The following is a 14,902-nucleotide window of genomic DNA, read 5'->3' as shown; positions in this document are numbered from 1 at the left end:
TACGATCGCTGCATGGGTGACGAGGGCAGAACCCAGCAACTGGCCGAACGGCTGCTCCGGGACGCCGGCGCGGCCCTGGAGCTCTACACCGTCTACCTCGGCGAGCGCCTGGGTCTGTACAAGTCACTCGCCGAGCAGGGCCCCGCCACCTCGACGGAGCTCGCCCACCGCACCGGTACGGCGGAGCGCTACATCCGCGAATGGCTCGAGCATCACGCCGCCAGCGGACTGCTCGACGTCGACAACACAACCGCCGAGCCGCACACCAGGCGGTACAGCCTGCCGCCCGAGTACATCCCGGTGCTGGCCGATCCGGACGACGTCCGCTATCAGGCCCACGAGGGCGTGGAGCTCGCCCGCGCCGGGCGGCGGCTTCCGGACCTGGTCGAGGCCTTCAAGACCGGCGGCGCACCGCCTCCCCTGGCCTGGGAACCAGAAGGCAGGGCGGAGTGGAACCGGCCGATGTTCCTGAACCTGCTGGCGAAGGAGTGGCTGCCCGCGATCCCGGAGCTCGACCGCAGGCTGCTCAGCGACCCGCCGGCCCGGCTGGCCGATGTTGCCTGTGGCACCGGTTGGGCGGCGATTGCCATCGCTCAGGCCTATCCCCGGGTCGCTGTCGACGGGTTCGACCTCGACCAGGACGCCATCGCGGCAGCACGCAACCATGCCGAGGAAGCAGGCCTGGCCGATCGACTGACCTTCAGCACAACGGATGCCAGCGATCTGTCAAAGACCGACTACGACCTGGTCACGATCATCGAGGCACTGCACGACATGTCCCGCCCGGTCGAAGTGCTGAAGAGCGTGAAAACGATGCTGGCCGAGAGTGGGTCCGTCCTGGTGATCGACGAGCTTGTCGAGGACGAGTTCACAGCGCCGGCCTCGGAGATCGAGCGTCGCCACTACGGCTGGAGCGTCCTGTCCTGCCTGCCCGACGCGATGGGCGACCCGCAGACAGCGGCGACGGGAGCGGTGATGCGCCCGTCGACTCTCCGCCGGTATGCCACCGAGGCAGGCTTCCGGGACGTGCTGATCCTTCCGATCCGCAACGACTACCTGCGCTTCTACCGCCTACTCCCCTGAGATGGCGGCGGCTTTCGCCTGCAGATAGCGCTGTTCCGGCAGGCTCGTCGTACGACGCGCCGCCGACAAATACAACGAGTGCGCCTGGACGAGATCACCGGCACGCTCGAACAAGTGCGCCCGTACGGCGTCCAACCGATGCGTCTCGGTGAGGTTCTTGTCGTCGTCGAGCGTGGCCAGCAGGTCGAGCCCCGCCTGCGGACCCTCGACCTGGGCCAGCGCGATGGCGCGATTGAGCGTCACCATCGGATTCGGCGCGAGCTTCTCCAGCAGCAGGTAGAGGCCGAGGATTTGCGGCCAGTCGGTCTCCTCCGCGCTCGGCGACTCCGCATGGACCGCAGCGATCGCGGCCTGCACCTGATACGGCCCGACCGCGCCGTGAGCGAGTGTCCGCAGAATCAGCGCAGCACCTTCTGCGATCTGCCCGCGGTCCCACAGCGACCGGTCTTGCTCGTCGATCGGGATCAAGCCGCCGTCCGCGGTCGTTCGCGCCGTACGACGGGAGTCGGTCAGCAGCATCAACGCCAGCAGACCCGCGACTTCACCGTCGTCGGGCAACAGTTCGTGCAGCATCCGGGTCAGCCGGATCGCCTCTGCGGTCAGCTCCACACGCTGCAAGGAGTCGCCCGAGCTCGCGGTGTAACCCTCGTTGAAGATCAGGTACAGCACCTGCAGCACGACCCGCAGCCGGTCGGCGCGCTCCTCCTCCGGCGGCATCGCGAACCGGCTGCCGGCCGCCTTGATGCTCTTCTTCGCCCGGCTGATCCGGGGCGCCATCGTTGCCTCCGGCACCATAAAGGCGCGGGCGATCTCGGCCGTCGTCAAACCACCGACTGCGCGCAGGGTGAGCGCGACCTGTGAGGCGGGCGTGACGGCAGGATGACAGCACAGGAAGAGCAAGGTCAACGTGTCATCGGCGTCCGGCGCCGCGTCTACATCGGCGCCAGGAGCAACCAACTCCTCCGGCCCGGCCATCGCTGCGACCGTGTCCTCCCGCCGGCGCCGCGCGTTCTCACTCCGGAACTGGTCGGTCAGCCGCCGCGTCGCGACCGTGATCAGCCACCCGCGCGGATTCGCCGGTACGCCGTCCACCGGCCACTGCGTCGCCGCCGCGAGCAATGCCTCCTGTACGGCGTCCTCGCAGAGGTCGAACTGCCCATGCCGCCGAGCCAGAAACCCCAGCACCTGCGGCGCAAGCTCCCGCAGCAGCCGTTCAACCTCATTCATGCGTAAGACCACCCCGACCATCCATCCACACGTACGGCGATCACCGGCCCGCGCGGCGGATCAGCGTCGTACTGCCGATACTTCGCCACCAGCAACTCAACGGCCGCCGGCGCCGCCGGGAGAACTCGCGCGACGCCGTCGACCCGCACCCACCACAGGTGCGTCCAGTCTTCGTCGTACTCGTCGACCAGGATCGCAACCCGCTCGTTCGCCTCGATGTTCCGCAACCGCTTCAGCTCGGTCGTGGTCTTCGGCTTCTGATCGATCCCGATGAACACCTCGTCACCGTGTACCGCATAAGTCACCGGTACGACGTGAGGCCGCAGATCAGCACCCACGGTCGCCAACCGCCCCACCCGCGCGGCAGCCACCCTGGCCCGGCACCCGGCCTCATCCAGTCGCACACCCCGACCCTAGCGGCTGGCCCGCACCTGCCGGCGCCAGAGCACCGGCAGGGTCCTCGACCCCGCCATCGCCGGGCAGCAAGCGGCCGGGCAGCAGGCGGTCGAGCCAGGCGGGGAGCCACCAGTTGGCGGTGCCCATCAGCTTCATCGCGGCCGGTACCAGGACCAGGCGCACGATGGTCGCGTCGACGAAGACAGCGGTGGCCAGGCCGAGCCCGAACATCTTGGTGGTCGGATCGTCGCTGACGGCGAAGCTCAGGAAGACCGAGATCATGATCAGCGCGGCGGAGGTGATCACCCGCCCGGTGGTCGCGATGCCGCGGATGACCGAGCCGGTGGTGTCGCCGGTGCTCAGGTACTCCTCCCGAATGCGCGAGAGCAGGAACACTTCGTAATCCATCGAGAGACCGAAGAGAATCGCGAACATGAACATCGGGATGAAGGGCAGGATCGGTACCGTCGACTCCAGCCCGATCAGCCCGGCGCCCCAGCCCCACTGGAACACCATCACCATCACCCCGAACGAGGCGCCGATGCTCAGCAGGTTCAGCAACGCTGCCTTGAGTGGCACGAGCACCGACCGGAAGACCACGGTCAGGAGCAGCAGCGACAACAGGATCACCGCGCCGATGAACACCGGCAGCCGGTCGTTGACCCGGTCACCGACGTCGGCCAAGGTCGCCGTCTGCCCACCGATGTGAGCCTTCGCCGGGCTCTGGCCGATGACGGCCGGGAACACCTCCGTGCGGAGCCGCTTGACCGTGTCCATCGTGGCATCGTCCTGCGGCCCGGTGGTCGGGAACGCGATCACGGTCGCGACGCCGGCGTTCACCTCGGCAGGCGTGACGGCGGCGATACCCTTGTCGGCCTTGACCGCGTTCACGAGAGGCTGGACCACGCTCGCGTCCTGAGAGATGTCGACGGCGATGACCAAGGGACCGTTGATCCCAGGACCGAAGCCGTCGGCGACGAGATCATAGGCTCGGCGTTCCGTTCGGTTCTCGGGCAGCGTGCCCTCGTCGGGAGTGCCGACCCGGAGCGCCAGCACCGGTGCCGCGAGCGCCAGGAGTGCGACGGTCGCGCCGATGGCGTACGCAGCGGCGTACTTGGAGACGTGCTGAGCCCAACGCTGCCAGCCCAATCCCGCATGAGCACGCTTGCGGCGGAGTCCGAACCGGTTGATCCGGTGCCCGGCAAGACCCAGGAAGGCCGGGAGCAAGGTGATCGAGGCGAGCACCATGATCAGCACGATGAGCGAGATGGCAACACCGCCAGCGGTCATGAATGGTACGCCGGCCACCGCCAGTCCCAGGATCGCGATGACCACCGTGCCACCCGCGAACACCACGGCCCTACCCGCACTGGCGACAGCCCGCCCGACCGACTCCTCGACGCTCATCCCTCGCCCGAGGAACTCGCGGTACCGGGTGACGAGGATCAGGGCGTAGTCGATGCCCACCCCGAGGCCGACCATGCTCCCGAGCACCGGAGCCCAGCTCGGGATGTCGATCAGGTACGTGACGAGGGACATCGAACTGATGCCGAGGGCAAGGCCGAACAGCGCCATCCCGATCGGCAGACCCATCGCGATGACAGACCCGAACGCCAGCAGCAGGATGACGATCGCGGCGACCAGGCCGATCGCCTCGCCGATTTCCGCCTCCGGCTCCTCGAACGCGAAGAACAGATCGCCGCCCAGCTCGATCCGTAGCGGCGATGCCTGCTCCGCAAACGCCTTCAGGTTCGCGAGATCAGCCGGGTCCAAGTCTTCGAGTACCGGATACTGCAGCCGGATGAGTCCGACGCGGCCGTCGGGTGAAACGGCTTCGGTGGTCCCGAGCACGTGCGGGAGCTCAGCCGCAGCCGACCGAAGCTGCGACAAGGCAGCTCGAGCCTCGGGTGAGTTGGAGAACGTGGCGCGGTCATCGCGAGGTGTCACGACCACCTGTGCGGTGAGGCCCGCCCGGTCCGACCCGGCGGCCGACAGCAAGTCGGTCGCCTTCTGGGAGTCGACTCCTGGCGCCCCGAAGGACTCCTCGAGTTTCTGACCGAATGCACTCGAGGTGGCGACCACGAGCACAGATACAACGAGCCACGCTCCGATGACAGACCATGATCGACGGGCGGCGAACCGTCCCAACCGGTACAGCGAATTCGACAGCATCCTTGATCCCCTCCAGCGTTCGACGAGGCCTTCATCGTGTCGAGACGACCCGGAAGGCACCTCGGAAGAAGGGGCGGACTTTCCTCGGCCGACCGGCTGACCGGCGACCCGTACTTTGGGCCGATACGCCGGGCGGCCGGGATATCTACGCTGTGGTCATGTTGAGAAACGCCACCCGCGCACTCTGGGCCGAACCGCGCGCCCCGAAGCCACCCCAGCGCGTGTGGCGGGACTGGGCGCTCATCGCCCTGCTCCTGCCGACGGCGATCTTCGAAACCATCTTCCGCGAGGACGTTGTCTGGAGGCCGGTCGCGCTCGTACTCGCGGTCGTCGTCATCGGCGCACTGCTGTGGCGGCGTACGCATCCTCTCGCGGTGGTGGCTGTCACGTTCGGGTTGGTGATCCTGGTCGACATCGCGAGCCTCATCGGTACGGGCGAACCCGTGGGCCTGTACACCAACGTATGCGTCGTGCTGTTGCCGTATTCGCTGGTTCGCTGGGGATCCGGCCGTGAGGTCGGGATCGGCTTGGCGATCATCGTGGCCGCGTTGATCCTGGGCCTCCTGAGCGACTCCTCCGGGGTGGGCGATGCCGTGGGCGGCACCCTGTTCCTGTTGTTCCCGGCGCCGCTCGGCGCGGCGGTCCGTTCCTTTACGACGTCCCGGGCGCGAGAGCTGGACCAGGTGAGGCTCCGGGAGCGCGAGCAGCTGGCCCGGGAACTGCACGACACGGTCGCTCATCATGTCTCGGCCATCGCGATCCGGGCGCAAGCCGGCCGCGTCGTTGCCGCCTCCCACCCCGAGGCCGCGCTGGACGCCCTCGTCGTCATCGAGGAAGAGGCCTCGCGTACGCTCGCCGAGATGCGCAGCATGGTCGGTGGTCTGCGCGACAACGGAGCAGCCGCGCTGCGGCCGCAACCCGGGCTGGCCGACCTCGAGCGGCTGGCCCGCAGTATCGGTGACGGGCCGCGGGTCGAGCTCGTGCTGTCGGGCGATCTGGAGAACCTCGGGTCATCGGTCGGGGCGGCGATTTACCGGATCGCCCAGGAGTCGATCACGAACGCCGTACGCCATGCGCGCCATGCGACCCGCATCGACGTCCGCGTGACCGGCGACCACGACTGCGTGCGCCTGACCGTCTCCGACGACGGAGACGCCGGGCTGACCCCACGGAACCCGCTGGGTTACGGCCTGGTGGGGATGACCGAACGAGCGTCGCTTCTCGGCGGCACCTTCACCGCAGGTCCCGATCCCGGCCGGGGCTGGACGGCCGAGGCAATGCTGCCCAAGGCGGTCAGATGACCATCCGGGTGCTCGTCGCCGACGACCAGGACCTCATCCGCACCGGGCTCGCGATGATCCTCGACGCACAACCGGGTATCGACGTCGTCGGTCAGGCGGCCGACGGTCTCGAAGCGGTTGCGCTCGCCCGGAGGCTGCGCCCGGACGTGTGCCTGTTCGACATCCGCATGCCCGGCATGGACGGGATCGCGGCGACGCGCGAGCTCGCCGGCCCCGGCGTCGACCACCCGCTCGCGATCGTCGTGATCACCACCTTCGACGTCGACGAATACGTGTACGGCGCACTGAAGGCAGGCGCCCGGGGATTCCTGCTCAAGGACGCCGGACCCGACCTGCTGATCCAGGCGATCCACGCCGCCGCCAACGGCGACGCACTCATCGCCCCGCGCATCACCGCCCGGCTGCTCGCCGCCTTTTCCGACTCCCATTCCGCGCGTACGCCGATCCAGCCGGTCGAACCGCTCACGGACAGGGAGGAGCAAGTCCTGACCACAGTGGCCCGCGGCCGGACCAATGCCGAGATCGCCGACGAACTCCACGTCAGCCTCAGCACCGTCAAGACCCACCTGACCAGCATCATGACCAAGCTCGGCGCCCGAAACCGCGTCGAGATCGTCATGTGGGCCTACGAAACAGGCCGAGTCGCCCGCTGAGGCAGCCCATGTTGCCCGGGACGGCTACCGCAGCGCCTAACGTTGCAGGTGGCGGAGCGCGGCGGTGGGGAGCGTGCGGGTGAGGGGGCCGATCAGGGAGGCGTCGCGGAGGGCGGTGCGGGCGGCCAAGTGACCGCAGGCGCCGTGGACGCCGCCGCCGGGGTGGATCGCCGAGCTGCCGAGGTAGAGGCCCGAGACGAAGGTCCGCGGGCTGCCGAGGCCGATGGTCGGGCGGAAGATCAGCTGCTGTTGCAGCTGCATGGTGCCGCCGCCGACGGCGCCGAGGCCGAGGGCCGCGTTGCCCGACTCGAGGTCGCTCGGCCGCTGCAGGTCGCGGTCGATGATGAGGTCGCTGAAGCCCGGCGCGTACCGCTCGATCGCACGCTCCATCCGGTGCGCCAGTTTCTCCGCCGACTCGTCGTCCGCGATGCCCCGGGGCAGGTGCGAGTACGTCCACACCGCCTCGGTCCCCTCCGGCGACCGGGTCGGATCCGACTTGGTCGTCTGCCCGATCAGCAGGAACGGCTGCGACGGCAACCGGCCGGTGTCGAGATCGGCGCTGAGGTGGACGAGCTCGTCCGCGGTCCCACCCAGATGTACGACGCCAGCCGTCCGCGCGTCGGTGGATCGCCACGGGATCGGCCCGCTGAGCCGGTAGTTCAGCTTCACCGTCGGGTAGTCCCACTCGAACCGCTCGTCCAGATCCCGCCGCAGCCCCGCCGGAATCGTTGCGTTCGGCAACAGCTCGCCGTACAGCGCCGGCGCGGACACATCCGCGATCACCGCACGCCCGACGACCACGGTCTCCCCGGAAGCCGTTCGTACGCCGGTCACCCGGCCGGACGAGACCTCGATCGCGGCGACCGGCGTACCGGAGACGAGCAACGCACCGGCACGCTCGGCCCGGCGGACCAGCGCACCCGACAGGCCGCCGGATCCGCCTTCCACCACGGGGTAGCCGACGTCCTGGGCGAGCATGGCGAGCAGCCAGCCCATCGTGCCGCTGACCGCGCCGGACAGCGGCGCGTCGGCATGCAGCGAGTTGCCCGCGAGCAGTGCGGGGCCGCCGGGTCCCTCGAACAGTTCCTTGCCCATCCGGTGCATCGGCATCGCCATGAACCGGGCGAACCGCAGCAACTCCCCCGCCGACCCGAGCTTGCGGACCAGCTTGATCCCCGGCCCGACCGGCGGCCAGGAGGTGAGCAGCGCCTTCAGCAGCGGCTCGCGGATGGCGACGTACTGCTGGTAGAGCCGCAGCCACGCTTCGCCGTCGCCCGGGTGGTCGGCGCCGACCGACTTGGCGGTGGCCTCGGGGTCCGGGTGGATCGCGGCAGACGTACCCTCTTCGGAGTCGAGCAGGTGCACGAGTGGCAGTGGAGCGTAGGCCCAGCGGAGGCCGAACTTCTCGAGTTCGAGTGCGCGCAGTACTGGCGAGGCCACGCCGAGTGGGTAGTTCGAGCTGAAACGGTCGCTGATCCAGCCGTCGCTCTCGGTGGACCGCACCGCACCGCCGAAGGTGTCGGCGGCCTCCAGCACCAGGACGTCCCAACCCGCGTCAGCAAGCGCGATCGCGCTCACCAGCCCATTGGGCCCCGACCCGATCACCACAGCATCAACACTGCGCGGCAACATGCCTAAAACCTTAGCCTGCATCCCCCTCGTCACCCCGCAGCACCTCCGCACCCCGCCCTCCCCGAACCAGACCGGGGCGGCGCCACCCGGGGACTGTGTGCAGATCGACAGGACTTATGCCCCCACTGGCCAGGTGACGGCCGGTCGTGTGAGCGTAGATCCGCCTGCCAAACGCAGACACATCCTGTCCAAATGTCCCCTGCGGCTCGGGGCGTGGGGCGGGTGGCGCGGTTAGGGCTGGGGCTGGCGGGACTCGATCTCTTGCATCAGGGTGGTGAGTTCCCGGGCGCGGCCGAGCATGGCGGGGTCGACCATGCGGCCGTCCGGCAGCACGATCACCCCGCCGAGGGCGACGTCGGCTTTGTCGACCGCGGCAAGTAAGGCCTCGGCGTCGGCGATCTGCGTGGCAGTCGGGGTGAAGCATTCGACAATGGTGGACAGCTGTCGCGGGTGGATCGCCGTACGGCCGACGAAACCGAGCGCCCGGCCCTCCAGACACGTCTGGCGCAGCCCGTCGAGATCGTTGACGTGAGGGAAGACCGACATCATCGGAGCGCCCAACCCAGCCGCGCGGGACGCCGACACCAGTCGCCCACGGGCCCAGGCCAGTCCCTCCGGCCCGTCCACGCCGAGCGAGCTGGTCAGGTCCGCCTCTCCGAGGGCGACCGCGACCACACCACGAGCGGAAGCGATCTCGAAAGCTCTCTCCAGCCCGAGCGGTGACTCGATCAACGCGGTGATCTTTGCCGTCGGCACCTGATCCAGTACGGCGTGCACGTCGGCCGCGCTCTCCACCTTCGGCAACCGGATCCGGATCGACGGTACGGCGGCCACCGCGGCCAGGTCGTCCTCGATCCACGGCGTCCCCGGCGCGTTCACCCGGACCTCGACCGGCCCGGACGCATTGGCAGCGATCCACGCCACCGCCCACCCGCGCGCATCCACCTTGTCATCCACCGGTACGGCGTCCTCGAGGTCGAACACCACCACATCGGGGCCTGCGGCAACGGCCTTCGCAAACCGATCCGGCCGATTCGCCGGAACATAAAGCGCGGTCAGCACTTAGACCACGCCGGCTTCGCGCAACGCCGCGAGCTGCTCAGGTGTGATGCCGATCTCCGCAAGCACGGAGTCGGTGTCGGCGCCGTGCGGTCGCCCGGCCCACCGGATCGACCCCGGCGACTCCGACAGCCGGAACAACACGTTCTGCATCTGCACTGGTCCCCCCAGTTCCTCGTCGTCCACCGCCACGATCGTGTGCAAAGCGGCGTACTGCGGATCGGTCATGATCCCCCGGATGTCATGCACCGGCCCGACCGCGGCCTCGGCCTTCTCGAACGCCGCCATCACCTCGTCGAGCGACCGCTCCCCGATCCACGACCCGACCGCGTCGTCCAGTACGTCGGCGTGCTGCGCGCGCTCGCGACCGGTCCGGAACCACGGCTCCTCGACCAGCTCCGGCCGGCCGACCAGGATCATCACCCGCTCGGCGATGCTCTGCGAGCTGGTCGACACCGCGACCCACCGGCCGTCGGCGGTTCGGTAGACGTTGCGCGGAGCATTGTTCGACGAACGGTTCCCGAGCCGCGGCTGCACATACCCGGTCTGCTGGTACGCCGTGATCCCACCGCCGAGCATCATCAGGATCGGCTCGATGATCGCCATGTCGATCACCTGCCCCTGACCCGACCGATCCCGTTCCCGCAGCGCGACCATCACGGCATACGCCGTCGCCAGCGCCGTGATGCCGTCGGCAAGGCCGAACGGCGGTAGCGTCGGCGGACCATCCGGCTCACCGGTCACCGCCGCGAACCCACTCATCGCCTCGGCCAGCGACCCGAACCCAGGCCGGCTCGACCACGGTCCGACCTGCCCGAAGGCAGTCACCCGGGCGATCACCAGTCGAGGGTTGGCCTCCAACAGCACATCCGGCCCCAGCCCCCAACGCTCCAGCGTCCCCGGCCGGAAGTTCTCCACCAGTACGTCGTTCTGACGCACCAGCTCGAGGAAGACGTCACGACCACGCGACAGATCGAGCGTCGCCAGCCGCTTGTTCCGGCCGAGCGTCTTGAACCACAGCCCGACCCCGTCTTTCGACGCACCGTGCGTCCGCGCGGCATCCGGCCGGGTCGGATGCTCGATCTTGGTGACATCGGCCCCGAAGTCCCCGAGGAACGTCGCCGCCAGCGGCCCCGCGAACAGCGTCGCCGCCTCCAGCACCTTCACACCCTCAAGAGGAGCAGCCCTCATCCTGCAACCCTGAAACCGATGGTCTCGGAGCGATCGAGGCCACCACCTGTCAGCACCAGCTTGAAGCTGACCTCGGGTTCCTTCGGTCCGCCGTCGGCGTACCAATCGGAGCCCTCGGCAACATAATGCGACCCGCCCTTGAGAATGCAGAACCGGCTGCGTCCGTCCCGGTGCTCGCTCTCGGTCAGGTTCCACACCAGCGGCTCCAACCGGCTGAAGCCCTCCAGGCCGGCCGCGACCTGCCACTCGTCCTCGGTCGGCAGCCGGCCGCCACGCCAGTCAGCGTACGCCCGCGCGTCCGGCAGATCGACGTACGTCACCGGATGGTCCTCGGTCCCGGCTACGGGCGCGCCATCCACCCAGTGCTTCAGGAACCGGTTGGTGATGCGTGGGCGATAGCCGGTCGCCGCGAGGAACTCGGCGTACTGCGCGTTCGTCACCTCGTTGACCGCGACCGAAATCCCTTCCAGCACCACCTCGCGGCGAAGCGTCTGGATGTCGTGCAGCCGTGGCGGCAGCGGCTTCCACTCCTCCACGTACGGCGCCTGGTCGTACAGCCCGGTCTCGCGTCGCCGATGCCGGACCGTCAACGCCCGCTCCCCCGCCGGTACGACGACAGCCGGACCGATCTCAGCACCGCTAACCGCCGGGACGGACACCCGCTCAGCCGGGGCCATGGGGAAGGCCGAGTCCTTGACGTGGGGCCGCGGCATCGTGCCCAACCGGCGGGCCGTCGCCCGGCAGGACGCACCCGCGGTCGCGCCGACCCGGACGATCCCGGTGACACCACGACCTGGAACGACCAGGTGTACGCCGTCGTCGTCGGCGGTGATCGGGACGCCGGACGTCACGTCGTACCAGTCCCCGACCTGGTCCTCCGAGCGCAGCACGATGCCTTCGAAGTCCTCCTCGTCGCGGTTGATCAGCGTCCAGAAGGTGATGTCGGCGAGGTCGAACCGCGACCCGTAGACGCCGTGCTCGCGGGCCTTGTCCGGAATCTCCGGCGTCAACTGGATCCAGTCACCGTTGATCAGCACCGGCGCGAACGCCCGCTGCGCGGCGACCATCCGGCGCAGCGTCGCGCGGTCGCGCGCGTTCCAGCCCACCCAGGCCGAGAAGACCGACTCCCAGACCAGCATGCCGACGCCGTTCACCCAGGCGGACTGCAGCTCGTCGCTGTGGTCCCGGTTCCAGCGGCGGGTGTGGTGCATCATGTGCCGGCGCTCGAACAGGTGCGCCCGCAGCACACCGGGCGCCAACGTGTCGGCGAACCACTGCGCCCAGGACAGCGCGTGGTCCTGGATCCTTGCCATCGGCAACCGTGACTCGCCCTCGAAGGCGATCGCCGGATTCGCCTTGCGCAGCGCCCGGGTGAAGGTGGGATCGCCTTCCTTCAAGGTGTCGAGGAAGACGCCGTCAACGTCGTAGTCGGTCACCAGCGCAGCGAACTCGTCCGCGTCGGACCGCGCCGACCGGCGGGTGCCGACGTCCCACGGGTTGTAGTCGAAGAACACCTTCAGCCCGAGCCGGTGCAGGTCGTCGACCAGCTCCCGTAGCTTCGGCACGTCCCGGTAGAAGTCGAACTGGTTGCGCGAGTCGATCCCGATCACCGGATACGCGTGCCACAACACGACCGCGTCGTACCCACCGAAGTCGTCGATCCCGTGCTGGACGAACTTCTCCGGCGTGAACCTGCCTGTCGCCACGTCGTACAGCTGGTCGTCCCAGAGCCAGACGAGCGCCACCGAGTACGCCGTCTGGGTCCACTCACGACCGGGCACCTCGTACTGCGAGCCGTCGTACGGCATCCGCTCGTACGCGCTGGCCAGCCACTCCGCGAGCTTGCCGCGCCAGCGTGGCAAGTCGGCCGGGTCGTCCGGCGCGCCGAGAATCTTGGCGTCGTCCAGGAAGGAGACGTCAACCCGGAGCCCGAGATCAACCCTGGCAGGGAGATCGATGGGCCGCGGCTCGAGCGGATTCACAGGTACACCTCCGCATAACGCGCGTCGATTGCATCCCCGTGAGGCACCGAGGGAATCGCCCCCGCGGCCTGAACACTCAATGAAGCAGCAACGGTAGCGCGTCGGACCGCGTTTCGCAGGTCGGTTTCAGTCATCGAGTCGGTAGCTGACACGGCAGCCAATGTTGCCGCCAGCACCCCGCAGAATGTGTCGCCGGCGGCCGTGGTGTCGACCGCGTCCACGGGCACTCCGGCGACCGCGATCTCGTCACCGCCACGGGTCAGGATCACCGCGCCGGCGGCGCCGAGGGTGACCACCGCGGCCGGCACTCGCTTGAGCAACGCCGACCGGTCGCTGCCGGCGATCGCCTCGGCCTCGGTCTCGTTCACCACGAGCAGGTCGACGTTCGCGAGGAGCTCGTCGGTCAGCTCGGCCGCCGGCGCCGCGTTGAGGATGAAGTACGAACTCGCCGACGCGGCCGCGTGGACCGTGGCGAACGGAATCTCCAACTGGGAAAGGACGATCTTCGCTCCGCCGATGGCCCGGGCCGCGGGCTCGGACAGGGTGAGCTCGCCGTTCGCGCCGGGCGCGACCACGATCGAGTTCTCACCGCCGGCGTCCACCGTGATGATCGCCGTACCGGTCGGAGTTGTCGTCGACGCGACCAGCGAGAGGTCGACATCCGAGCTGGCGAGAGCATCGCGGAGGAGGTCGCCGGAGTCGTCCACACCGAGTGAGGCAACGATTGCAGTTCGTGCTCCCGCGCGAGCCGCCGCGACCGCCTGGTTGGCTCCCTTGCCGCCCGGGCCGCGCGTCATCCCGGCCGCGAGCACCGTCTCGCCCGGGCGCGGTATCCGCTGGACCGGAAGGACCAGGTCGACGTTCGCACTGCCGACGACGACAACGTCCAGGACGTCAGGCTCCACCCCGCGCCACCTCCACGGTCCTCGCTGCCAGCTCGCTGATCGCGATCTGGTTCATTCCCGGCAGGCTCGTGGCCATCCGGTTGTCCAGTGGTGTGGACCACTCTGCCGGAACCCCGCGCACCGCGCCAAACACCGCACCGACCGTGGCGCCGACCGAGTCGGTGTCCCATCCGCCCATCACCGCGCGACCGATCGCGGTGGCGAAGTCCGGAGCCGTCAGTGCGTACGCCGTGAGTGCGGAGTTGTTCACCGCATGCACCCAGTGCAGGTGACCGTACTCGCCGTGCAAGACGTCGAGCGCGTCGTCCAGCTCCTGGTCTGCAAGCGCCAGCCCGAAGCGAACCGCTTGTGCAATTGCGCCCTCAGCCGCGACCACGTCCAGTCCGGCGACGGCTACCTCGCGCGGATCGTCCAGCACCATCGACGCAGCTGACATCGCGGCCACCCACAGGGCGCCGTCGACACCTGCGCCGGTGTGGCTCAAGCGGGCGTCGACGAGCGCGAGCCGGGCGGCCGCCGTACGGTCACCCGGATGTGTCCATCCGTACGCGTCGGTCCGGATCTGCGCGCCGATCCACTCGCGGAACGGGTTCCGTACGACGGCAGCGCGGGACGGCTCGACACCGTCGAGAAGGTTGCGGTAGGCAACTCGCTCGGCGGTGAAGACGCGACCGGCCGGCAGGTCGTTGAGCCAGGCTTGTGCGACGTCCTCGGTGGTCAGTGCGTCGCCGTGGCGCTCCATCAGCTGGAGCGCGAGGATCGCGAAGTTGAGGTCGTCGTCCTCGGGCATCCCGTCGATGTTCTCGCGCAGGCTGGTCGGCTTCGACCGGCGATTCCACGGCCAGCGCTCTTGGATTTGATCCGGTACGCCGACCGCGGTGATGTACTGCGTCAGCGGCCACTGCCCAGAACTCTCGAGGATCGCCCGGATGCCCTCGCGCGGGATCTTCTCCACCGGCTTGCCGAGCAGGTTCCCGGCGGCGCGGCCCAGCCAGGCATTGAGCGTCCGCTGCTCGAAGTCCTTGGCCTCGGAAACCGGCAGCGTCGGGATCGCCGGCTCCTGCCACTCCCCCGCCCGCCGGTCCAACTCGTCGAGCAGCTCATTCGCCAGAACGCGCAGTTCCGGCGGGGCCGGTTTGTCCGATGCGCCCGACACCGGCGCTTCCGTCGTACCGCCGGCTGCCAGCCAGCGCTCCTCGACATCGGCGACGTCGACGCCTTCGGAGCGGGATTGGACCAGTTGGTGCGGCAGCAAGTCCTCCGGCTGCACCCAGGTCATTCTCATCGGGCTTCTTCCTTCC

Annotated in this window: 12 protein-coding genes; 3 read left to right on the top strand and 9 right to left on the bottom strand. The window is 68.9% G+C overall.

Going from position 1 to position 14,902, the window contains the following annotated elements; translation table 11 throughout:
• The first annotated feature begins 12 nt into the window (after positions 1–12).
• Positions 13–1,083, top strand: coding sequence for a class I SAM-dependent methyltransferase (locus EV646_RS35105; RefSeq protein WP_132156462.1), 1,071 nt, complete (start codon positions 13–15; stop codon positions 1,081–1,083).
• Here the strand turns inward: EV646_RS35105 and EV646_RS35100 are convergent.
• Genes EV646_RS35100 through EV646_RS35090 form a run of 3 tightly spaced genes read right to left on the bottom strand, consistent with a single transcriptional unit; the run spans position 1,072 to position 4,794 of the window.
• Complete coding sequence (locus EV646_RS35100; protein ID WP_132156460.1) at positions 1,072–2,310, bottom strand: RNA polymerase sigma factor; 1,239 nt, start codon at positions 2,308–2,310, stop codon at positions 1,072–1,074. The genes EV646_RS35105 and EV646_RS35100 overlap by 12 nt on opposite strands.
• Positions 2,307–2,714 (bottom strand): TIGR03668 family PPOX class F420-dependent oxidoreductase, encoded by a 408-nt coding sequence (locus tag EV646_RS35095; RefSeq protein ID WP_132156458.1) that lies wholly within the window; start codon positions 2,712–2,714, stop codon positions 2,307–2,309. The genes EV646_RS35100 and EV646_RS35095 overlap by 4 nt, the downstream gene beginning before the upstream one ends.
• Entirely contained in the window at positions 2,701–4,794 is a 2,094-nt protein-coding gene (locus EV646_RS35090) for an MMPL family transporter (protein WP_241996532.1), read from the bottom strand. The genes EV646_RS35095 and EV646_RS35090 overlap by 14 nt, the downstream gene beginning before the upstream one ends.
• Positions 4,795–5,036: 242 nt before the next feature.
• Here EV646_RS35090 and EV646_RS35085 point away from each other — a divergent pair, with 242 nt between their 5' ends.
• Positions 5,037–6,179, top strand: a complete 1,143-nt coding sequence (locus tag EV646_RS35085; protein WP_132156456.1) for a sensor histidine kinase — start codon at positions 5,037–5,039, stop codon at positions 6,177–6,179.
• Complete coding sequence (locus EV646_RS35080; protein ID WP_132156454.1) at positions 6,176–6,832, top strand: response regulator; 657 nt, start codon at positions 6,176–6,178, stop codon at positions 6,830–6,832. Before EV646_RS35085 ends, EV646_RS35080 begins: the two co-directional genes overlap by 4 nt.
• Before the next feature lie 36 nt (positions 6,833–6,868).
• On the opposite strand, the gene EV646_RS35075 is transcribed toward EV646_RS35080, so the two are convergent.
• The 6 genes from EV646_RS35075 to EV646_RS35050 form a co-directional block, all read right to left on the bottom strand.
• Entirely contained in the window at positions 6,869–8,464 is a 1,596-nt protein-coding gene (locus EV646_RS35075; protein ID WP_132156452.1) for a phytoene desaturase family protein, read from the bottom strand.
• A gap of 231 nt (positions 8,465–8,695) precedes the next feature.
• Positions 8,696–9,526, bottom strand: a complete 831-nt coding sequence (locus EV646_RS35070; protein WP_132156450.1) for an HpcH/HpaI aldolase/citrate lyase family protein — start codon at positions 9,524–9,526, stop codon at positions 8,696–8,698.
• On the bottom strand, positions 9,527–10,714 hold the full coding sequence (locus EV646_RS35065; RefSeq protein WP_132156449.1) for a CaiB/BaiF CoA transferase family protein: 1,188 nt from the start codon (positions 10,712–10,714) through the stop codon (positions 9,527–9,529).
• Positions 10,711–12,696: an SUMF1/EgtB/PvdO family nonheme iron enzyme gene (locus EV646_RS35060; protein ID WP_132156447.1), complete on the bottom strand. Its 1,986-nt coding sequence runs from the start codon at positions 12,694–12,696 to the stop codon at positions 10,711–10,713. The genes EV646_RS35065 and EV646_RS35060 overlap by 4 nt, the downstream gene beginning before the upstream one ends.
• Positions 12,693–13,601 (bottom strand): ribokinase, encoded by a 909-nt coding sequence (locus EV646_RS35055; RefSeq protein ID WP_132156445.1) that lies wholly within the window; start codon positions 13,599–13,601, stop codon positions 12,693–12,695. The genes EV646_RS35060 and EV646_RS35055 overlap by 4 nt, the downstream gene beginning before the upstream one ends.
• Positions 13,591–14,886: an ADP-ribosylglycohydrolase family protein gene (locus tag EV646_RS35050; protein ID WP_132156443.1), complete on the bottom strand. Its 1,296-nt coding sequence runs from the start codon at positions 14,884–14,886 to the stop codon at positions 13,591–13,593. Before EV646_RS35050 ends, EV646_RS35055 begins: the two co-directional genes overlap by 11 nt.
• Positions 14,887–14,902: the final 16 nt, after the last annotated feature.

The organism is Kribbella antiqua, from assembly GCF_004345665.1.
GTDB classification, from domain to species: domain Bacteria; phylum Actinomycetota; class Actinomycetes; order Propionibacteriales; family Kribbellaceae; genus Kribbella; species Kribbella antiqua.
Note: the sequence above shows the minus strand (reverse complement) of the source record. Positions and strands in the feature narration are given on the sequence as shown.